The organism is Streptomyces sp. NPDC046727 (genome assembly GCF_040645635.1).
Taxonomy (GTDB): Bacteria; Actinomycetota; Actinomycetes; order Streptomycetales; family Streptomycetaceae; genus Streptomyces.
This window is the reverse complement of sequence record NZ_JBEYYR010000007.1, coordinates 269,558-288,412: the sequence shown is the minus strand read 5'-3', so window position 1 is coordinate 288,412 and position 18,855 is coordinate 269,558. Positions and strand designations below refer to the sequence as shown.

Genomic DNA, 18,855 nt, shown 5'->3' with positions numbered 1-18,855 from the left:
GCTACAGCCCCTGCGCGTAGGAGAAGAAGCGCTGCGGGTCGTACTGCTTCTTCACCTTGCCGAGGCGGGTCGCAGCGTCCCCGTAGTACGCCTTCTTCCAGTCCTTCAGCGTCGCGTCCGTGTAGTTCTGGTAGGCGGCACCCGAGGCGTACGGCTTCATCGCGTTGTGGGCCGAGGTCAGCCAGGACTGCGCGGTGCTGCCGGAGCCGCCCGCGCCCCAGGAGGCTATGTACTGGGCCAGCATCCGCGAGCGGCGGTGGACGAACGCGGTCGCGGTCGGGGAGACGCGGTTGACCGCGCCGCCCAGGGCCGTGAACGCGATGCTGCCCCCGCCGCCCCGCACCGAGGCGATCTGCTTCAGCACGGTCTGGATGCCCGCCGGGGACAGGGAGCGGTCGAAGAAGTCCGAGCGGGCCGCGTACGTCTCGCGGCCCAGCCTGCCCTGCGGGGAGCGGCCCGGGGTGGAGCCCGGCAGATGGCACTGGGCGTCGGTGGAGAAGGAGGAGCAGCCGGCGTAGATCTCCATCGCCTCCTCGTAGCCGCGGCGGCGCAGCGTGACGGAGGAGGCGTTCGCGCCGGCCAGGTGGGCCAGGCGGTCCACGGCGTTCTGCAGCTCGCCGTAGGTGCCGAGGGAGAAGCAGGCCACGGAGATGGTCGGGGTGCGGCCCGGGGAGCACGCCAGGTGCAGGGAGGACCAGATCTCGTCGGGCTGGGACGGGCCCCACTCCTGCCAGGCCTTGAGGACCTTGGCGGCCTTGGCCCACGGCCAGGTCAGGTACGCGGTGACCGCCTGCGGTGCCGCGTGGGTCTTGAAGTGCAGCTCGGTGACGACGCCGAAGTTGCCGTTGCCGGCGCCGCGCAGCGCCCAGAAGAGGTCGGAGTGGTGGGTGGCGTCGGCGGTGACCTGGGTGCCGTCGGCCGTGATCAGGGTGGCCTGGGTGAGGCTGTCGCAGGTCAGGCCGTAGGCGCGGGAGGCGACGCCGTGGCCGCCGCCGAGCACCAGGCCGGAGACGCCGACGGTGGGGCAGGAGCCGGCGGGGATGGTCACGCCCTTGGCGGCCAGCGCCCGGTAGACGTCGATCAGCTTGGAGCCGGCGCCGACGACCGCCTGGCCGCCGCCGACCCGGATCCGGTTCAGCCGGGACACGTCGACGATCAGCCGGTTGTCACCGGAGGAGTAGCCGGCGTAGGAGTGGCCGCCGTTGCGTATCGACACCTTGACGTCGTGCGCGTGCGCGTACGCCAGGGTGGTCCGGATGTCGGCGGCGTGCGCCACGTAGGCCACCGCGGCGGGCTTCAGGCCGTCGAAGCGGGTGTTGTACAGCTGGCGGGCCGTCCGCCAGGAGGCGTCGCCGGGCCGGAGAAGGCTGCCGTCCAGGTCACGGGCGAGGGCCGCCCAGTTCGCGGCGGCGCTCGCGCTGGTGGTCTTCAGGGACGTAAGGGAGGATGGCCGCGACGGCGTGCCGGTGCGCGCCGCCGCGGGAGCGGAGGAGCCTCCGCCCGCACCGCAAGCGGTCAGTGCGGTCGTCGCCAGGGCGACCGCGCCGCCCGAGATGAACGTACGCCGTTCCATGTCCGTCGCCTTTCCTCGGCTCTCCTGGAACGAGACGACGTCCCGCACGGCGAGGTTCCGCCGATCGGGTGAAGAAGGCCGGAGGTGACTCCGGGTAACCCCACTCGTCGGAACCTCCATGTGCCCTCCCCGTAAGCGTTCCGTGACCTAACCAGGCCGACGGCAGGGGTTCACCCTCCGTTTACTTCTGGCCATCGGTGGCTTCACCTGATCTGCCTAATTTCGGCCGTACCCGGTGCTGAGTGCGGCCAAAGAGGCGCGCTCACGCACTCACCGATCCTCGCGCGCCGCCGACAGCGGCGGCTCCTGGAAGGAACTCCCGAAAGTGATGCTTCAGCGCAAGAACCGGCTGCGCGCCCTCTCCCTCGGTGCTGTCGCCGTCACCGGCGCCCTGGCCCTGACGGCGTGCGGCTCCGACGACAACGGCGACGGTGGCAAGGCGTCGGGCGGTTCGTCCGCGTCCGCCGGCGCCGGCTCGGTCAAGTGCGACGACGCCAAGGGTCAGCTGCTCGCAGACGGCTCCTCCGCGCAGAAGAACGCGATCGACGCCTGGGTCAAGGCCTTCTCGCAGGCCTGCGGCGTGCAGATCAACTACAAGGGTGCCGGTTCCGGCGCCGGTGTGACCTCCTTCAACCAGGGTCAGATCGCGTTCGCCGGTTCGGACTCCGCGCTGAAGCCCGAAGAGGTCACCGCCTCCAAGCAGGTCTGCAAGGGCGGCCAGGGCATCGACCTGCCGATGGTCGGCGGCCCGATCGCCCTCGGCTACAACGTCCCGGGTGTCGACAACCTGGTCCTGGACGCCCCGACGATCGCCAAGATCTTCGACAGCAAGATCAAGAACTGGAACGACAAGGCGATCCAGAAGCTGAACCCCGACGCGAAGCTTCCCGACCTGAAGATCCAGGCCTTCCACCGCTCCGAGGACTCCGGTACCACGGACAACTTCACCAAGTACCTGATCGCCACCGCCCCGGACAACTGGAAGTACTCCGGCGGCAAGGCGTGGCAGGCGCAGGGCGGCCAGGCGGCCTCCGGTTCCGCCGGTGTGGCCCAGGGCGTCAAGCAGAACTCCGGCGCGATCGGCTACTTCGAGCTGTCCTACGCCAAGGACATGAGCACCGTCTCCATCGACACCGGCGCCAAGGCCCCGGTGAAGCCCTCCACCGACTCCGCCACCGCGGACATCGCCGCGGCCAAGGTCGTCGGCACCGGCAAGGACCTGGCCCTGCAGCTCGACTACAAGACCAAGGCCGAGGGCGCCTACCCGATCACCCTGGTCACCTACGAGATCGTCTGCGACAAGGGCAACAAGGCGGACACCCTGCCCGCCACCAAGGCCTTCCTGAAGTACATCGCCAGCGAGGACGGCCAGAAGGTCCTGTCGCAGAACGACTACGCCCCGATCCCCGACGAGATCATCGCCAAGGTCCGCACCACCATCGACGGCCTGAGCTGACCTGATCCGTGAGTGCGGCCCGGCTCCTCGCAGGGCCGGGCCGCACCGTCCGGTGCACCGCCGCCATGAGCCGCCGCCCCAGCGGGCGCGCGGCTCCGCAGACCGGAGAACCCGATGGACATATCGACGACGACTGACGTTCCTCCCCCCACGCCCCAACCCACGGTCGGCGAGCGGAAGCGCGCGGCCCGTGGCGCCACCCGTCCCGGTGACCGCATCTTCCTGGGCCTGTCCCGCGGCTCCGGCATCCTGCTGCTGGTGATCATGGCCGCGATCGCGGTCTTCCTCACCTACCGCGCCTCCCTCGCGATCAGCAAGGACCACGGGAACTTCCTGACCACCTTCGAGTGGAACACCAACCTCAACCCGCCGGTCTTCGGCATCGCGGTCCTCGCCTTCGGCACGGTCGTCTCCTCGATCGTCGCCATGGCCATCGCGGTCCCGATCGCCGTCGCCATCGCGCTGTTCCTCACCCACTACGCCCCGCGCAAGCTGAGCGGCCCGATCGCCTACGTGATCGACCTGCTCGCCGCGGTGCCGTCCATCGTGTACGGCCTCTGGGGCGCCCTGATCCTCGTCCCGCACATGCAGGGCCTGTACGGCTGGCTGAACGACTACCTCGGCTGGACCGGCATCTTCTCGTGGGAGGGCGGCGCCCCCCGCGCCATGCTCACCGTCGGCATCCTGCTGGCGATCATGATCCTGCCGATCATCACCAACGTCAGCCGTGAGGTGTTCCGGCAGGTCCCGCGGATGCACGAGGAGGCCGCCCTGGCCCTCGGCGCCACCCGCTGGGAGGTCGTCCGCATGGCCGTCCTGCCCTTCGGCCGCTCCGGCGTGATCTCCGCCTCGATGCTCGGTCTCGGCCGCGCCCTCGGCGAGACCATGGCCGTGGCCACCGTGCTCTCCCCGAGCTACGACATCCAGGCCAGCCTGCTCGACCCGGGCGGCGGCACCTTCGCCCAGAACATCGCCAGCAAGTTCGGTGAGGCCACCGAGCAGGGCCGGGACGCGCTGATCGCTTCCGGCCTGGTCCTCTTCGTCATCACCCTGCTGGTCAACGGCGCGGCCCGTGCGATCATCGCCCGCCGCAAGGAGTACTCGGGGGCCAACGCATGAGCACCGCAGCCGTCACCGACAAGCGGCCCAGCACGCTGCGCGCCGCGAGCCTCCCGAAGTGGACGGCGCCGGCGATCGCCGTGGGCTCCGTCGCCCTCGGGCTCGGGATCAGCTTCGCCGCCGATCTGCACAGCAAGATCCAGTGGGCTCTGATCGCCGCGATCCTCTTCGTCCTCGGCACCTACGGCATCTCCGCCCGCGTGGAGGGCCGCCGGCAGGCCAAGGACCGGGTCGCCACCTCCTTCGTCTGGGTCGCGTTCCTGGTCGCCGTCATCCCGCTGGTCTCCCTGGTCTGGACGACCGTCTCGCGCGGCGTGAAGGTCCTCGACGTCTACTTCCTCACCCACTCCATGGGTGTCGTCGCCGACTCCGAGCCCGGCGGCGGCATCTACCACGCCATCATCGGCAGCCTGGAGCAGGTCGGCCTCGCCACCGCCATCGGCGCCCCGATCGGCGTGATGACCGCGATCTACCTGGTCGAGTACGGGCGCGGTCGCCTCGCCCAGGCGGTCACCTTCTTCGTCGACGTCATGACGGGCATCCCGTCGATCGTCGCGGGTCTGTTCATCCTCAGCCTGATGCTCATCTTCAAGATGCAGCCGTTCGGCTTCGCGGGTTCGCTGGCCCTGGCCATCCTGATGATGCCGGTCGTCGTCCGCTCCACCGAGGAGATGCTCAAGCTCGTCCCGAACGAGCTGCGCGAGGCCTCGCTGGCGCTCGGTGTGCCGAAGTGGCGGACCATCCTGAAGGTGGTCCTGCCGACCTCCATCGGCGGTATCACCACCGGCATCATGCTCGCCGTCGCCCGTATCGCGGGTGAGACCGCGCCGGTGCTGCTGCTGGTGTTCGGCAACCCGTTCATCAACAACAACCCGTTCGAGGGTGCGCAGGCGTCGCTGCCGCTGTACATCTACCAGCAGTACGCGCAGAGCGCGGGTGCCAACGCGGCGTACGACCGCGCGTGGGCGGCGTCGCTCACGCTGATCGCCTTCGTGATGATCCTCAACCTGGTGGCACGCGGCATCGCCCGCTGGAAGGCCCCCAAGGCCGGTCGCTGACGCGGCCTAATCGGCGACTGACCAAGACTTATCTGGAAGTGAAGTAGACATGGCCAAGCGAATCGACGTCAGCGGACTCACCGCCTACTACGGCTCCCACAAGGCGATCGAAGACATCTCGATGACCGTGGAGCCGCGCTCGGTGACGGCGTTCATCGGCCCCTCCGGCTGCGGCAAGTCGACGTTCCTGCGCACGCTGAACCGTATGCACGAGGTCACGCCCGGTGGCCGGGTCGAGGGCAAGGTGCTCCTGGACGACGAGGACCTGTACGGCGCCGGGGTCGACCCGGTGTCCGTCCGCCGCGAGGTGGGCATGGTCTTCCAGCGGCCGAACCCGTTCCCCACGATGTCGATCTTCGAGAACGTGGCGGCGGGCCTGCGCCTGAACGGCAACTACAAGAAGAGCGAGCTGAACGACATCGTCGAGAAGTCGCTCAAGGGCGCGAACCTCTGGAACGAGGTGAAGGACCGCCTGAGCAAGCCGGGCTCCGGTCTGTCCGGCGGCCAGCAGCAGCGTCTGTGCATCGCCCGTGCCATTGCGGTCGAGCCGAAGGTCCTGCTCATGGACGAGCCCTGCTCGGCCCTGGACCCGATCTCCACCCTCGCCATCGAGGACCTGATCGGTGAGCTGAAGGAGCGCTTCACGATCGTCATCGTGACGCACAACATGCAGCAGGCGGCGCGTGTCTCGGACCGTACGGCGTTCTTCAACCTGGCCGCGGTGGGCCAGCCGGGCCGTCTGATCGAGATCGACGACACCGAGCGGATCTTCTCCAACCCGTCCGTCCAGGCCACGGAGGACTACATCTCCGGCCGCTTCGGCTGAGCCGGACCCGATAGACGTCCTGCGGTGCTGCATGGCGGTGCCACCGCAAGGCGAAGGGCCCGGCTCCCCCTGAGTGGGGGAGCCGGGCCCTACTTCGTCCGCCGGTGCCTACGGCGGTGGATCAGCCCCGTCCTTCGCTGTCGGTCAGGGTCTGCGGGGGCGCCACGGCCGCCGCTGTCGTGGCGGTGGTCGAGTTGGTGCAGCCGGGGACGGATCCGGGCGGGGCGCAGTTCTCCGGGAAGTTGTTCCTCACGGTGGTGCGGATCAGCGTCACCGTTCCGTCGTTGCGGATGCCGCCACCGCTTCCGGGGCCGCCCTGGGCCGTGTTGTCGTGCACCTTGGAGTCGCGCAGGGTCGCCGTGGAGTTCGCGGCGTTGGCGAGGCCGCCGCCCTGGTCCGTCGCCAGGTTGAAGCGCACCTCGGTGTGCGAGAGCGTCAGGGTGCCGCCGCCGGTGTTGCGGATGCCGCCCCCGGTGACGGCGGAGTTGTGCTCCACCACGGAGCGGGTCAGGGACGCCGTGCCGTCGTTGAAGAGACCACCGCCGTTGACGGTGGTGGCGGTGTTGTCCTGGATACTGGAGTCGGTCACGATCAGCCGGCCGTTCGGGCCGAGATTGTCGATGCCGCCGCCGAGGGTGCCGGCGATGTTGTGGCGCACGATGCTGTCGTCGAGCGTCAGCGTGCCTTCGTTACGGATGCCGCCACCCGAGCCGGCGGCGGTGTTCTCGCTGATCTCGGAGTGGGACACCGTCACCGTGGCGCCGATGTTCCGGATGCCGCCGCCGGTGGGGTTGGCCCGGCCGCCGATGATTCTCAGTCTGTTCAGCTTCACCGTCACCGCCCCGGTGATGGTCACCGTGCTGCCGGCGTGGTTGCCGTCCAGCACCGCGGAGTCCACGCCGGTCAGGGTCAGGTTCTTGTTGATGGTGAACGGGCCGACGCAGTGTCCGGACACTCGCAGGGTGGAGCCCGCCGGCGCGTTGTTGATCGCGGTCTGGAGGTTCTCGGCGGGGCAGTTGACCACGGCGCGGTCCCCGTGGGGGTCCGCGGCGTGGGCCGGGGCCGCGCCGAGCAGCCCCAGTCCCGTCCCCGCTGTCGCCGCGACGGCCATCAACCGTCTCGGGCGGCCTGTGAGCATGAACATGCTTCTTCTCCTGTCGTTGCCTGACCTCACGACCGACCCGCTCCTCAAAAGGTCAGGAGCGGGCCATAGAAGTCATATATGGACAGAAGTGATCGGAACGACGGGCGGCAGTCCGTAAGGATCCCTCGAATGACCAGCCGGTGTGCACCGAAAGGCCGGTAGCGGGTGAGGGCGGGAACCCGGGCCTACAGGGCCACCAGCTTGACGATGCCGAAGGAGAGCGCGGCGACCAGGGCGGCGGCCGGCATCGTGATGAACCAGCCCAGGACGATGTTCTTGGCCACGCCCCAGCGGACCGCGTTGACGCGCTTGGTCGCGCCCACGCCCATGATCGCCGAGGTGATCACGTGGGTCGTGGAGATCGGCGCCTTGAAGAGGAACGCCGTGGTGAACATGATCGACGCGCCGGTCGTCTCGGCGGCGAAGCCCTGCGGGGGGTCCAGCTCGATGATCTTGCGGCCCAGGGTGCGCATGATGCGCCAGCCGCCGGCGTAGGTGCCGAGGGACAGCATCACCGCGCAGACGATCTTCACCCAGACCGGGATCGGGTCGCCGTACGTCTCATGGCCGGAAATCACCAGTGCCATGACGACGACACCCATCGTCTTCTGGGCGTCCTGGAGGCCGTGGCCCAGGGCCATGCCGGCCGCCGAGACGGTCTGGGCGATGCGGAAGCCGCGCTTGGCCTTGTGCGGGTTGGCCCGGCGGAAGATCCACAGGATGGCCGTCATGACCAGGTAGCCGGCGATCAGGCCCACGATCGGGGACAGGAACATCGGGATGATGACCTTGTCGATCACGCCGTCCCAGAGCACGTTCGTGCCACCCGCCAGCGCCGCGCCCACCAGGCCGCCGAACAGCGCGTGGGAGGACGAGGACGGCAGGCCGTAGTACCAGGTGACCAGGTTCCAGACGATCGCGCCGAGCAGGCCGGCGAAGAGGATGCCCATCCCCGTCGAGCCCTGCGGCGTCTCGATCAGACCCTCGCTGACCGTCTTGGCGACCCCGGAGCCCAGGAAGGCACCGGCCAGGTTCATCACCGCGGCCATGGCGAGGGCCGCCCGCGGGGTCAGCGCCCGCGTCGACACCGACGTCGCGATCGCGTTCGCCGAGTCGTGGAAACCGTTCGTGTACGTGAAGAAGAGCGCGACCGCGATGGTCACGACCAGGGCGAAGGTGTCCATCGACGCCTCAGGACTCCTTGACGGCGATGGTCTCCACCGTGTTCGCCACGTGCTCGAAAGCGTCCGCCGCCTCTTCCAGGACGTCCACGATCTGCTTGAGCTTCAGCACCTCGATCGCGTCGTACTTGCCGTTGAAGAGGTGGGCGAGCAGCTTGCGGTGGATCTGGTCGGCCTGGTTCTCCAGCCGGTTGACCTCGATCCAGTACTCGGTGAGGTTGTCCATGGTGCGCAGGTTGGGCATCGCCTCGGCCGTCAGCTCGGCCGCGCGCGCCAGCACCTCGATCTGCTGCTCGACGCCCTTGGGCAGTTCCTCGATGTTGTAGAGGACGACCAGGTCGACGGCTTCCTCCATGAAGTCCATGATGTCGTCCAGCGAACCGGCGAGGGCGTAGATGTCCTCCCGGTCGAACGGCGTGATGAACGAGGAGTTCAGCTGGTGGAAGATCGCGTGCGTGGCGTCGTCACCTGCGTGTTCCGCGGCCCGCATACGCTCTGCGATCTCGGCCCGGGCAGACGCGTCCGCCCCGAGCAGTTCCATCAGGAGTTTCGAGCCGGTGACGATGTTGTCCGCGGATGCGGCGAACATGTCGTAGAAGCTCGTCTCCCTGGGGGTCAGACGAAAGCGCACGTGGGGTCCTCGGGGTGCTTCGGTTTCGGTCAGGCTGATGCTAGGCGCATCATCCGGCCACGGCTAATGGGCCGCATCCCAGTGTCGCCCATCGGGCACAGTGATCAGCACGGGGGCGGACCAAGGGCCCCTTACCCCGCAAAGTTCGGTACCATATACCCACTAGGGGTATGTATCCCGTTTTGTGTCCGCAGCTCGTTCCGAGACGGAGGCCAGCGATGACGACGACGACCGAGGCCGGCGCCACGCACGGCTACCACAAGCAGAAGGACGAGCACCTCAAGCGGCTGCGCCGTATCGAGGGGCAGATCCGCGGCCTGCAGCGGATGGTGGACGAGGACACCTACTGCATCGACATACTCACGCAGGTCTCCGCCTCCACCAAGGCCCTGCAGTCCTTCGCGCTGCAGCTGCTGGAGGAGCACCTGCGGCACTGTGTCGCGGACGCGGCCCTCAAGGGCGGCGACGAGATCGACGCGAAGGTGGACGAGGCGACGAAGGCGATCGGCCGCCTGCTGCGCACCTGAGCCGTCAGGCCGGATCTCGCTCCTCGGCCACGCGCAGCACCTCGTCGATGCTCTCCAGGCTGAGCCGGTCCTCGGCGGCCGAGGCCGCGATGATCAGCTCTCCGCACAGCTCGATCTCGGCGAGGGCCACGTGGTCCTGAACCGCCGTGCCGCCGACCGGAGCCACCCGCCTCACCTCTTCTCTGCCGTCACCGACTTCCTAGAGTAGGGAGCGGTCTACACACCGCGCATGGCACGGACGGGCTACTTACGGGAGGGCGTCCCGGACTAGTGCCTGGCCGGATTCAGCCGCTGCCACTGCTGTCGCCCTCGGCGATCCGGCCCGCGTAGATGTCCGCCGCGTCCGGCAGCCGGACGTCGACGGGGGCGCCGAAGTCGTACAGCAGCAGCGTCGAGGCGACCGCCACGGTGTCCTTCTGGCGGCCGTTGGCGAAGCTGAAGCGCTGCCGGAGCTTGCGGATGCGGCCCTGGTCGTCCAGGTAGGCGTCGAACGGAACCTCGGCCGTGGCGAACCCTTTCGCCGCCGCCGCCAGAGAGGCCCGGTGACCTGCGGAGGCGTACCGGGCCGCGCGGCCCAGGTCGGCGGTGCCCCGGTAGTGCCGTACGGGCGTCCCGGCCACCTCGGTCCGGCCGACGAGGATCGCCTCGCGCGTCCCGCGCAGCAGCTCGGCCGCCGCGTACGGATCGGTCGCGCCGCCGGTGACCAGATTGCCGTCGGACAGCGTCGCGGTCTCCACCCGCACCCACTTGTCGGCGGGCACGCCCGCGCCCCGGTTCTTCATGTACAGGGCGCCCGGCGCGAGGAGTTCGGTGATGGGCCGGTGCGGGGCGGCGCCCGTGGGGTCCTCGGGCAGCATCACGGTGAGCCGGCCGAGGCGGCGCCGGTAGTCGTAGACGCCCCTGCCGCGGATGGTGACCCGGGTGCCGCCGGTGGCCATCTCCATCGAGGTGCCGGCCTTGGAACTGCCCGCCTCCCGCAGCGCGTCCGCGGCCCGGTGCAGGGCGGTGACGGGGTCGCCCGGGCCCTTGACGTCCTCGGCGGCGGCCCCGCTGCCGGCGCAGCCCGTGGCGCCCGCCCCGAGGCCGAGGAGGATGCCCACCGCGCCGACCGTCCTGCCCGTGCGCCTGTGCTGCCGCCGATCCATCGCCTGCCTACCCCCAGCGGTGTGTCCGTCACGGGCCTCCGTCGTCCGGATAACGACGGGTGGGGGGTGCCGTCACGCGCCGCCGCGGCGGGGGGAGCCCGCGGGAACCCTTTCCGGCGCGCTGGGTAACGTTGTCGGGGTGGCAGTCACCTCCGCGCAGGACGGGCCGGATCGCGCCCGGTCCGGGCAGGAACACCTCACGACGACGACCGAGCAGGGGCGCTTCTGCGTGGCCCGCTGCAGCTGCGGCTGGCGCGGCCCCGCCCGCCGCGCCCGCAGCCAGGCCCGCACGGACGCGGAGGGGCATACGGCGGACCTTTAGCCGTCAGGTGCCCTCGGGGGCGTTGACGCAGGTGACGGTGGCCCACCAGTCGATGGCGCCGGTTCCGGGATTGACGATGACGATCCGCCACACGCGGCCGCTGTCCGTGCCCTGCGGGGAGGGCCCGCTTGAGGAGATGTAGGGCCGCAGGTCCGAGATGTTGTCGTACGTGACGCCTCCGCCGGTCGCCTGCTTGCCCTCCGGGCACTGCAGGGTGGCGACGCAGGTGGCCCCGGCCTCGCAGTGGTGCCGCTCGGTGAGCAGGACGTACCCGGTGTCGGTGCTCGTGCCCGGGGTGGTGGCCGTGGCGCTCTGGCTGCAGTTGACGTTCTGTGTACCGGTGAAGGTGTTCCCGCTGCCCACTTGGCCGGAGGGGAAGCAGGCGAGGGTGACAGCGGGGTTGAGCAGCCCGGAGACCGTCGTGTCGTCCAGTACCGAGAGCAGGGATTCGTCCTGGGCCTGGGCGGTGGCCGTTCCGCCGAACAGCAGGGCCGCGCCGATGACGGTGCTGATGAGGGAGTGCCGCTTGAGGTTCATGTTCGACGCAACGAAGCCTCTGTGGCACGGATACGGCGCCGTCCGTGCCCGTCGCCTGTTCGGACCCGCGCGTCCACCCGGAGGACCTACCGGGAGTTCAGCTGTGCTGGGTGACGCCGATCGCCGTGAGGGTCGGAGGGATCAGTTCCTTGTCGTGTTCATAGGTCAGGCGTTCGCGCGCTTCGGCCGGGGGCAGCCACACCAGGTCGCTGACCTCGTCGTTGGCGGCGAAGGCTCCGCCGGTCGACTCCGCGACCCAGTACCGGACTTCCTTGTCCCGGCCCGCGTGGTCGGTGTAGCGGGCGGTCGGCAGGGCCGGTCCCAGCCGGCAGGTATGGCCGGTCTCTTCCCGGACCTCCCGCAGGGCGGCCGCGCGGGCCGTCTCGCCCTTCTTCAGCTTCCCTTTGGGCCAGGACCAGTCGGACCACTTGGGCCTGAAGACCAGGGCCAGCTCGACGCCGCCCGAGGCGGAGCGGCGCCACAGCACGCAGCCGGACGCCCGGACCACGGTGTCGTTCACACTGCCTCCTCGCGGGGGGTCAGGGAGCGTTGACGGTCTGCTTCTGCCAGGCCTGCTGGAACGCGAACCGGGCCGCCTCCACCTCGTGCCGCTGGTCGGCGTGGAGGACGCCGAGCGCGTACGCCGTCGCCGGGGTGATCCGGGGGGTGCGGGCCGCCTGGGCCGCCGCCCCCGCCGCCTCCGAGGCGTCCCGGTGCCGGTTCAGCGCCTGACCCGCCGCCAGCAGGCGTACGTCCACGGGTGCGTTGCCGCCGTGGAGCACCTCGCGGGCGTACCGGTGCAGGCGCAGCAGCAGCCGTACCTGGTGCCAGGGGCCGTCCTGGGGGTGCGGGGCCGGGTCCGGGGACAGTCCGTGGACCAGCGCCTCCGCGTTGTAGGGGTGCCCGGCGACGACCAGGGGGAGCGCGGTGACGGCGTCGGTGAGGCGTTCCTCGGCCGCGCCGGCGAGGGGGTGCAGGTCGGTGCCGGGGGCGGTGGGGGTGAGGGGGACCTCGCTGGCGAGTACGGCGACCTTGTCCGCGACGGCGTGGAAGCGGGAGGAGCCCAGGGCCTGGAGCGCGGTGGAGTGGGCCCGGGTCCGGGCCAGGGTCAGCTGGCGTTCCAGCAGGGCGCCCGCCTTCGCCGCGCCCACGGTGAGGTTGCCGCGCTCCGGCGCGGGCGCCGGGCCGGCCGGGCCGCCGGTGCTCTCCAGCGTGGCCGCGCCCACGCGTGCCGCTTTGGCGGAGCGGCTGCCCGCGGCCACGGCGTCGACCTGCTGGGCGGGGAGCACCGAGGCCCCGGACAGCCGGTGCAGCGCCAGCAACAGCCGTTCCAGACGCGCCTCGTACGCGTGCTCAAGGGCCAGGGTGCCGGACAGCCAGGCCAGTTCGGGGCGCATCTCCTCGGACCAGTCGGGGTCGAGGAGCGGACGGAACGTGTGCAGGCTGCCGCTGATGCGGCGGGCCGAGCGGCGCAGCGCGCGCGCCGCGTCGACGGACTCCGCCGCGCCGCCGTTCCCCGCGGCCGCGTACCCGCGTGCGGCGGCGCCCCCGCCGTTGCCGCCGGTCTCCCGGTGCAGGCGCAGGGCGCGGAGGAACTCCGTGGCCTGGGCGCGCAGGTAGCCCGCGAGGGCGTCCCCGGTCACCACCGCCTCGGCCGTGGGGTCCGTCGGGTCAAGGTGTTGCTGTGCCACGCCGGCGCCTCCGGGCGTCTATGAGCATCTCCTGGACGTTGCGCAGGGGTTGGCCGTCCGCGTCGGTCGCGTGCCGCGTCCACTCGCCGTCCGGGCCGAGGTGCCAGGAGGCGGTGCTGTCGGACATGCCGGTGTCCAGCAGCCGGTTGAGGGCTGCGCGGTGGCCGGGGTCGACGACCCGGACCAGGGCCTCTATCCGGCGGTCGAGATTGCGGTGCATCATGTCGGCGCTGCCGATCCACACCTCCGGCTCGCCGCCGTTGCCGAAGCCGAACACCCGGGAGTGTTCGAGGAAGCGGCCGAGGATCGAGCGGACCCGGATGTTCTCCGAGAGGCCCGTGACGCCGGGGCGGATCGCGCAGATGCCGCGCACCCATATGTCCACCGGCACTCCTGCCTGGGAGGCGCGGTAGAGGGCGTCGATGACCGCCTCGTCCACCATGGAGTTGACCTTGATGCGGACGAAGGCGGGACGGCCCGCGCGGTGGTGCTGGATCTCCTTGTGGATCCGGGAGACCAGGCCGTCGCGCAGGGACTTGGGGGCCACCAGCAGGCGGCGGTAGGTCTCGCGGCGCGAGTAGCCGGACAGCCGGTTGAAGAGGTCGGAGAGGTCCGCGCCGACCTGCGGGTCGGCGGTGAGCAGGCCGAGGTCCTCGTACAGCCGGGCCGTCTTCGGGTGGTAGTTGCCCGTGCCGACGTGGCTGTAGCGGCGCAGGGTCTCGCCCTCCTGGCGGACCACCAGGGACAGCTTGCAGTGCGTCTTCAGGCCGACCAGGCCGTAGACGACGTGGCAGCCGGCCTCCTCCAGCTTGCGCGCCCACTTGATGTTGGCGTGCTCGTCGAAGCGGGCCTTGATCTCGACCAGGACGAGGACCTGCTTGCCGGACTCGGCGGCGTCGATGAGCGCGTCGACTATGGGGGAGTCGCCGGAGGTGCGGTACAGGGTCTGCTTGATCGCGAGGACGTCGGGGTCGGCCGCCGCCTGCTCCAGGAACGCCTGCACGGAGGTGGAGAAGCTGTCGTACGGGTGGTGCAGGAGCACGTCCCGGGCGCGCAGGGCCGCGAAGATGTCGGGCGCGGACGCCGACTCGACCTCGGCGAGGTCGCGGTGGGTGCCGGCGACGAACTTCGGGTACTTCAGCTCCGGCCGGTCCAGGCCGTGGATGCGGAACAGGCCGGTGAGGTCGAGCGGGCCGGGCAGCGGGTAGACCTCGGCCTCGGAGATCTTCAGCTCGCGGACCAGCAGGTCGAGCACCTCGCGGTCGATGGACTCCTCGACCTCCAGGCGCACCGGCGGGCCGAAGCGGCGCCGCATGAGTTCCTTCTCCAGGGCCTGGAGGAGGTTCTCGGCGTCGTCCTCCTCGACCTCCAGGTCCTCGTTGCGCGTGATCCGGAAGGCGTGGTGCTCCAGGATCTCCATGCCCGGGAACAGCTCTTCCAGGTGGTTGGGGGCCGCGATGACGTCCTCGATGGGGACGAAGCGGCCCGGGGAGGCCTCCAGGAAGCGGGACAGCAGCGGCGGCACCTTTACGCGCGCGAAGTGCCTGTGGCCGCTGACCGGGTTGCGTACGACGACGGCCAGGTTCAGGGAGAGGCCGGAGATGTACGGGAAGGGGTGCGCGGGGTCGACGGCCAGCGGGGTGAGGACCGGGAAGATCTGGTGCCGGAAGAGCGTGAAGAGGCGGGCCTGCTCCTTGTCGGTCAGCTCGGTCCAGCGGACCAGGTGGATGCCCTCCTCCGCGAGCGCGGGGGCGACGTCCTCGTGGTAGCAGGCGGCGTGCCGGGCCATCAGCTCGCGGGAGCGCGCCCAGATCATCTCCAGCACCTCGCGGGGCTGGAGGCCGGAGGCGGAGCGGGTGGCGACGCCGGTGGCGATACGGCGCTTCAGACCGGCGACCCGGACCATGAAGAACTCGTCCAGGTTGCTGGCGAAGATCGCGAGGAAGTTCGCGCGCTCCAGGAGCGGGGTGTTCGGGTCCTCGGCCAGCTCCAGGACGCGCTCGTTGAAGGCGAGCCAGCTGCGCTCACGGTCGAGGAAACGGCCCTGGGGCAGGGGGGTGCCGTCGGCCTGGGACTCCTCGTAGGCGTCGAGGTCCGCGTCGATCTCGTGCTCCAGGTCGGAGACCGCGGGGGCCACGGTGGTCGGGCGGTGCGCGGCGATGGAGCCCACGGGGGGCTGCGGGTTCGGGTACTCGCTGCGGCCCGCGGGGGCTCCGCCGAGGGCGGTGGCGGGCGACGGCTGGGCCTCGGCCTGGGTGTCTTGCTGACTCATGAACCCATTCTTCCGCGCTACCGGCGACACGGGCGCGTCGGAACGTGCGGGCGGCAGCCTCAGGGCCCCGTTCCCCGCGGCCGGCCCCTCGGGGGGCGGCGAAGGCTCTGGCACGGCGGGCGTCATTGGCCGAGCGTCGCAAGCCTGGCTGAATCAATGGTTACGGCGACATGACGTGCGGGATAGCGGGGAGCGGCCCGAAGGGGTTCCCGGATGCGAAAACGCCGGTCCGGTACGTCCTGCCCCCCATGGCAGGACGTACCGGACCGGCGCGGGTCCGGGCCTCAGGCGGCCCGGTGGCGCAGGACGGCGTACGCGGCGGCCGTGGCGGCCACGGTGAGGGCGAGGACCACGCCGGTGGCGGCCAGGTGCAGGGGCCAGAAGCCGGTCAGCGTGCCGCGCAGCGGCTGCCACAGGTCGTGCAGGTACAGCCGCAGGGCCACGCCGGCCGCGCCGGCGACGGCCAGGGCGGGGAGCGCGCGGCGCAGGGCCAGGCCGGCCAGGGCGCCCGCGGCCAGCCCGAACAGCACGAGCGCGGGCAGCAGCGGGCCGCGCGGGACGAAGACGCGGTCCCACGTCCAGTGGGTGACCAGGACGTCCTTGTCGGCGCTCCACACCGAGCCGAAGACCAGGGCGAGCACCGCGGTGCCGGCGAGCAGCGGCAGCGCGGCCGCCGTCAGCTTCGCGGTCAGCCAGCGGGCCGGGGTGACGGTCTGGGTCCAGGCCAGCCGGGCGGTGCCGGACTCCAGCTCGCGGCCGATCAGCGCGGCACCGGCCCAGGCGGCCACCGCGGCGGGGGCGTGGCAGAGGGCCTCGCCGAGGAGTCTCATGACGGCGTCGGTGTCGGTGAGCACGGTGTAGGAGCACCAGGCGCCGGCCTGGTGGCAGGACCGGTCCCGGGGCGCTCCGGAGTAGTGGACCCAGAGCAGTTCGCCGGCCGCGAGGAGCACGAAGGCGGTCCAGACGAGCAGGGCCGGGCGGTGCAGCCGCAGCAGGGTGCGGCGGGTGACCGGGCGGGCGGGGGCGAGGGCGGTCATACGGCGGCTCCCACGGCGGCGGCCTTCCCGCGGACCGGCGCGCCGGTGGTCCGGCGCCGCACCAGCCAGAAGGCGAGCGCGGCCAGTACGGCGGTGAGGGCGAGCAGGGCACCGGTCGAGGCCAGCTGGAGGGGCCAGCGGTGGGAGTAGGGGTGGTAGTCGATGTAGAAGCCGACGGCGTCGCGCTGGTCGTTGAGGGCCCGGCAGGCCGGGTTGGAGTCGGAGAGGCAGGAGGAGGCGGGCAGATGGGCACCGGAGGAGGTGACGACGCCCTCCTCGATCTTGATGCCCGAGTACGACGGAAAGCCCCGGAGGCCGCTGACGCTGGTGGAGACCGGCCACAGGTGCGGCAGGGTCATGTGGACGCCCGTCCACAGCGCCGCCATGGCGAGCGCGGAGGCGCACAGCGCGAGCAGCGAGCGGCCCAGCAGCAGTCCGACGAGGGCGCCGAGGACGAGGCCGGTCAGGGCGAGACCGGCGATCAGCGGGCCGCCGGCGTAGAAGGTGGGCACGTCCTCCCACGGCTTGGCGGTGTCGATCCGGCCGTCCCCCGCCGACCAGGCCGCCTGGTGCAGCATCCCCAGCAGGCCGGCGCCGGCGGTGACGAGGACGGCCGGGACCGCGAGCCGCGAGGTGAGCCAGCGCAGCGGCGAGACGCCCTGGGTCCAGGCGAGCCGTGCCGTGCCGGTCTCCAGTTCGCGGCCGGTCAGGGCGGCGCCCGCCCAGGCGGCGGCCAGGAACGGCACCGCGAGGACGGCGGCGGTCGTGTACTGGTACACGTCCTTGTAGCGCAGGATCGCGTCCTGGTCGTACCGGCAGGGGCCGCTCCGGGTGCAGCCGGCGTCGTACTCGTGCCAGGCCGCCGCCGCGGCGTCCGTGAGCGGGCCCCACAGCCACAGCAGCGCGCCGGCCACGCCGACGACGAGGACGGTCCAGGCGTACAGCGCGGGGCGGTGCACGCGCAGCAGCCAGCGGACCGTGCGGGGCCGGCCGGTGGCCGGGGCGGTCGGGACGGCGGTCATGCGGCACTCCCTTCGGACAGGTCCGGCGCGCCGGGGTTGCGCAGGTGGGCGAGGACCAGTTCCTCCAGCGAGGGCGCCGAGGTGCGCCAGTCGCCGGGGACCGGTGCGGCCGGGCGGATCAGGGCGGTGAGCTGGCGGCCGGTGACCCGGGACTCGACCACGGTGTGGGCGTCCAGCCGGGTGGCCTCGGCGACGCCGGAGATCCGCAGGTGGGCGGCGAGCAGGTCGTCGATCTCCCCGGCCAGCCGGATCCGGCCCCCGCCGACCAGCAGCAGATGGTCGCAGGAGTCCTCCAGCTCGGCGACGACGTGCGAGGACATCACGATGGTGGTGCCGTACTGGGCGGCCTGCGCCATCAGGGTGCCCATCAGCTCGTGCCGGGCCAGCGGGTCGAGGTCGGCCATCGGCTCGTCCAGGAGCAGCAGTTCGGGCCGCTTGCCGAGGGCGAGAGCGAGCGCGACGCGGGTGCGCTGGCCGCCGGAGAGGGAGCGCACGCGGGCCTTGGGGTCCAGGTCACCGCCCGCGACGACCTGCGCGGCGAGGTCCGCGTCCCAGTGGCCGGGGTTGAGGTCGGCGCCCATGAGCAGCGTCTCGGCGATGGTGAGCTGCGGGTACAGCGGCTTGTCCTGGGCGACGAAGCCGAGCCGGGGACGGGCCGCGGCGGGCGTGGTGCCGAGGACGGTCACGCTGCCCTCGGTGGGCGCGGTGAGCCCGGCGGCCAGGGCCAGCAGGGTGGACTTGCCGGCGCCGTTGGGGCCGACGACCGCGCACACGCGCCCGGTGGGCAGCCGGAACGAGCAGTCCCGCAGGGCCCAGCCCCCACGGCGGCCGAACCGTTTCCCCAGAGCGTCGGCGCTCAACGCCGTGTCGCTGCTCATGACGGGTCTCCCTGGAAGTGCTTGTCGAGTACGGCAGTGAAGAGTGCGGCCACGTCGTCCCGCTCCAGGCCGGCGGCGCGGGCCCGGTCCGCCCACTCCTCCAGCTCGGCGCGCAGCGGGGAGTCGGCGGGGGCGGCGCCCAGGGACCGCCGGACGAAGGTGCCGAGCCCGCGGCGCGCCTCCACCAGGCCCTCGCGCTCCAGCTCGCGGTACGCCTTCAGCACGGTGTTGGGGTTGATGGCGGTGGCCTCCACCACTTCGCGTGCCGTGGGCAGCCGGTCGCCCGGCTCCAGCAGGCCGAGGCGCAGGGCCTGTTTGGTCTGCTGGACGATCTGCACATAGGTGGCCACGCCGCTGTGCCGGTCGATGCGGTACTCGACCATCGGTACACAACCACCCTTTCACTAATTGAGTAGTGAAAGGGTGGTGCAAGAGA

At 71.3% G+C, this 18,855-nt stretch carries 20 protein-coding genes; 6 read left to right on the top strand and 14 right to left on the bottom strand.

The genetic code is table 11. From position 1 onward, the window contains the following. Position 1 precedes the first annotated feature (1 nt). Entirely contained in the window at positions 2-1,573 is a 1,572-nt protein-coding gene (locus tag ABZ937_RS11910) for an FAD-binding oxidoreductase (RefSeq protein ID WP_361689389.1), read from the bottom strand. A 325-nt stretch (positions 1,574-1,898) separates the two neighbouring features. On the opposite strand from ABZ937_RS11910, the gene pstS reads away from it, so the two are divergent. The 4 genes from pstS to pstB all read left to right on the top strand — a co-directional run bounded on the left by pstS (position 1,899) and on the right by pstB (position 6,032). After that, a complete protein-coding gene (gene pstS / locus ABZ937_RS11905; RefSeq protein ID WP_361689386.1) occupies positions 1,899-3,029 on the top strand; it encodes a phosphate ABC transporter substrate-binding protein PstS in 1,131 nt (376 codons plus the stop codon). 114 nt (positions 3,030-3,143) lie between these two features. Next, on the top strand, positions 3,144-4,148 hold the full coding sequence (gene pstC / locus ABZ937_RS11900; protein WP_361689383.1) for a phosphate ABC transporter permease subunit PstC: 1,005 nt from the start codon (positions 3,144-3,146) through the stop codon (positions 4,146-4,148). Next, complete coding sequence (pstA, locus tag ABZ937_RS11895; protein WP_361689380.1) at positions 4,145-5,206, top strand: phosphate ABC transporter permease PstA; 1,062 nt, start codon at positions 4,145-4,147, stop codon at positions 5,204-5,206. Before pstC ends, pstA begins: the two co-directional genes overlap by 4 nt. Before the next feature lie 49 nt (positions 5,207-5,255). Further along, entirely contained in the window at positions 5,256-6,032 is a 777-nt protein-coding gene (pstB, locus tag ABZ937_RS11890) for a phosphate ABC transporter ATP-binding protein PstB (protein ID WP_361689377.1), read from the top strand. A gap of 121 nt (positions 6,033-6,153) precedes the next feature. On the opposite strand, the gene ABZ937_RS11885 is transcribed toward pstB, so the two are convergent. The 3 genes from ABZ937_RS11885 to ABZ937_RS11875 all read right to left on the bottom strand — a co-directional run bounded on the left by ABZ937_RS11885 (position 6,154) and on the right by ABZ937_RS11875 (position 8,988). Next, complete coding sequence (locus tag ABZ937_RS11885; protein ID WP_361689374.1) at positions 6,154-7,176, bottom strand: hypothetical protein; 1,023 nt, start codon at positions 7,174-7,176, stop codon at positions 6,154-6,156. 185 nt (positions 7,177-7,361) lie between these two features. Beyond that, positions 7,362-8,360, bottom strand: a complete 999-nt coding sequence (locus ABZ937_RS11880; protein WP_361689371.1) for an inorganic phosphate transporter — start codon at positions 8,358-8,360, stop codon at positions 7,362-7,364. A 7-nt stretch (positions 8,361-8,367) separates the two neighbouring features. Next, a complete protein-coding gene (locus ABZ937_RS11875; RefSeq protein ID WP_336114163.1) occupies positions 8,368-8,988 on the bottom strand; it encodes a DUF47 family protein in 621 nt (206 codons plus the stop codon). Positions 8,989-9,206: 218 nt separating this feature from the next. On the opposite strand from ABZ937_RS11875, the gene ABZ937_RS11870 reads away from it, so the two are divergent. Then, positions 9,207-9,515 (top strand): metal-sensitive transcriptional regulator, encoded by a 309-nt coding sequence (locus ABZ937_RS11870; protein WP_181795224.1) that lies wholly within the window; start codon positions 9,207-9,209, stop codon positions 9,513-9,515. A 4-nt stretch (positions 9,516-9,519) separates the two neighbouring features. Here the strand turns inward: ABZ937_RS11870 and ABZ937_RS11865 are convergent, their stop codons facing one another. Continuing rightward, on the bottom strand, positions 9,520-9,681 hold the full coding sequence (locus ABZ937_RS11865; RefSeq protein ID WP_189752189.1) for a hypothetical protein: 162 nt from the start codon (positions 9,679-9,681) through the stop codon (positions 9,520-9,522). A gap of 118 nt (positions 9,682-9,799) precedes the next feature. Next, positions 9,800-10,660 carry a hypothetical protein gene (locus tag ABZ937_RS11860; RefSeq protein WP_361689367.1) on the bottom strand — a complete coding sequence of 287 codons (861 nt, stop codon included), beginning with the start codon at positions 10,658-10,660 and terminating at the stop codon, positions 9,800-9,802. A 139-nt stretch (positions 10,661-10,799) separates the two neighbouring features. On the opposite strand from ABZ937_RS11860, the gene ABZ937_RS11855 reads away from it, so the two are divergent. After that, complete coding sequence (locus ABZ937_RS11855) at positions 10,800-10,982, top strand: hypothetical protein (RefSeq protein ID WP_361689364.1); 183 nt, start codon at positions 10,800-10,802, stop codon at positions 10,980-10,982. A 3-nt stretch (positions 10,983-10,985) separates the two neighbouring features. On the opposite strand, the gene ABZ937_RS11850 is transcribed toward ABZ937_RS11855, so the two are convergent. The 8 genes from ABZ937_RS11850 to ABZ937_RS11815 all read right to left on the bottom strand — a co-directional run bounded on the left by ABZ937_RS11850 (position 10,986) and on the right by ABZ937_RS11815 (position 18,802). Beyond that, positions 10,986-11,519, bottom strand: a complete 534-nt coding sequence (locus ABZ937_RS11850) for a hypothetical protein (RefSeq protein WP_361689361.1) — start codon at positions 11,517-11,519, stop codon at positions 10,986-10,988. Positions 11,520-11,616: 97 nt separating this feature from the next. Further along, the gene (locus ABZ937_RS11845; RefSeq protein ID WP_361689358.1) at positions 11,617-12,039 is read right to left on the bottom strand and encodes an NUDIX hydrolase; all 423 of its coding nucleotides are present in this window, start codon (positions 12,037-12,039) and stop codon (positions 11,617-11,619) included. 19 nt (positions 12,040-12,058) lie between these two features. Then, entirely contained in the window at positions 12,059-13,210 is a 1,152-nt protein-coding gene (locus tag ABZ937_RS11840; RefSeq protein ID WP_361689355.1) for a CHAD domain-containing protein, read from the bottom strand. Then, positions 13,191-15,608 (bottom strand): RNA degradosome polyphosphate kinase, encoded by a 2,418-nt coding sequence (locus tag ABZ937_RS11835; RefSeq protein ID WP_361689352.1) that lies wholly within the window; start codon positions 15,606-15,608, stop codon positions 13,191-13,193. Before ABZ937_RS11835 ends, ABZ937_RS11840 begins: the two co-directional genes overlap by 20 nt. A 158-nt stretch (positions 15,609-15,766) precedes the next feature. After that, positions 15,767-16,519, bottom strand: a complete 753-nt coding sequence (locus ABZ937_RS11830; RefSeq protein ID WP_361689349.1) for a hypothetical protein — start codon at positions 16,517-16,519, stop codon at positions 15,767-15,769. Beyond that, positions 16,516-17,541 (bottom strand): ABC transporter permease, encoded by a 1,026-nt coding sequence (locus ABZ937_RS11825; RefSeq protein WP_361689346.1) that lies wholly within the window; start codon positions 17,539-17,541, stop codon positions 16,516-16,518. The genes ABZ937_RS11830 and ABZ937_RS11825 overlap by 4 nt, the downstream gene beginning before the upstream one ends. Continuing rightward, entirely contained in the window at positions 17,538-18,419 is an 882-nt protein-coding gene (locus tag ABZ937_RS11820; RefSeq protein ID WP_361689343.1) for an ABC transporter ATP-binding protein, read from the bottom strand. Before ABZ937_RS11820 ends, ABZ937_RS11825 begins: the two co-directional genes overlap by 4 nt. After that, positions 18,416-18,802 carry a GntR family transcriptional regulator gene (locus ABZ937_RS11815; RefSeq protein ID WP_361689340.1) on the bottom strand — a complete coding sequence of 129 codons (387 nt, stop codon included), beginning with the start codon at positions 18,800-18,802 and terminating at the stop codon, positions 18,416-18,418. The genes ABZ937_RS11820 and ABZ937_RS11815 overlap by 4 nt, the downstream gene beginning before the upstream one ends. Between the last annotated feature and the right edge of the window lie 53 nt (positions 18,803-18,855).

Coding starts and splice junctions, on each gene's coding strand:
- ABZ937_RS11910 (WP_361689389.1), bottom strand. CDS start 1,573: ATGGAACGGCGTACGTTCATCTCGGGCGGCGCGGTCGCCCTGGCGACG.
- pstC (WP_361689383.1), top strand. CDS start 3,144: ATGGACATATCGACGACGACTGACGTTCCTCCCCCCACGCCCCAACCC.
- pstA (WP_361689380.1), top strand. CDS start 4,145: ATGAGCACCGCAGCCGTCACCGACAAGCGGCCCAGCACGCTGCGCGCC.
- pstB (WP_361689377.1), top strand. CDS start 5,256: ATGGCCAAGCGAATCGACGTCAGCGGACTCACCGCCTACTACGGCTCC.
- ABZ937_RS11885 (WP_361689374.1), bottom strand. CDS start 7,176: ATGTTCATGCTCACAGGCCGCCCGAGACGGTTGATGGCCGTCGCGGCG.
- ABZ937_RS11880 (WP_361689371.1), bottom strand. CDS start 8,360: ATGGACACCTTCGCCCTGGTCGTGACCATCGCGGTCGCGCTCTTCTTC.
- ABZ937_RS11870 (WP_181795224.1), top strand. CDS start 9,207: ATGACGACGACGACCGAGGCCGGCGCCACGCACGGCTACCACAAGCAG.
- ABZ937_RS11860 (WP_361689367.1), bottom strand. CDS start 10,660: ATGGATCGGCGGCAGCACAGGCGCACGGGCAGGACGGTCGGCGCGGTG.
- ABZ937_RS11850 (WP_361689361.1), bottom strand. CDS start 11,519: ATGAACCTCAAGCGGCACTCCCTCATCAGCACCGTCATCGGCGCGGCC.
- ABZ937_RS11835 (WP_361689352.1), bottom strand. CDS start 15,608: ATGACGCCCGCCGTGCCAGAGCCTTCGCCGCCCCCCGAGGGGCCGGCC.
- ABZ937_RS11830 (WP_361689349.1), bottom strand. CDS start 16,519: ATGACCGCCCTCGCCCCCGCCCGCCCGGTCACCCGCCGCACCCTGCTG.
- ABZ937_RS11825 (WP_361689346.1), bottom strand. CDS start 17,541: ATGACCGCCGTCCCGACCGCCCCGGCCACCGGCCGGCCCCGCACGGTC.
- ABZ937_RS11820 (WP_361689343.1), bottom strand. CDS start 18,419: ATGAGCAGCGACACGGCGTTGAGCGCCGACGCTCTGGGGAAACGGTTC.
- ABZ937_RS11815 (WP_361689340.1), bottom strand. CDS start 18,802: ATGGTCGAGTACCGCATCGACCGGCACAGCGGCGTGGCCACCTATGTG.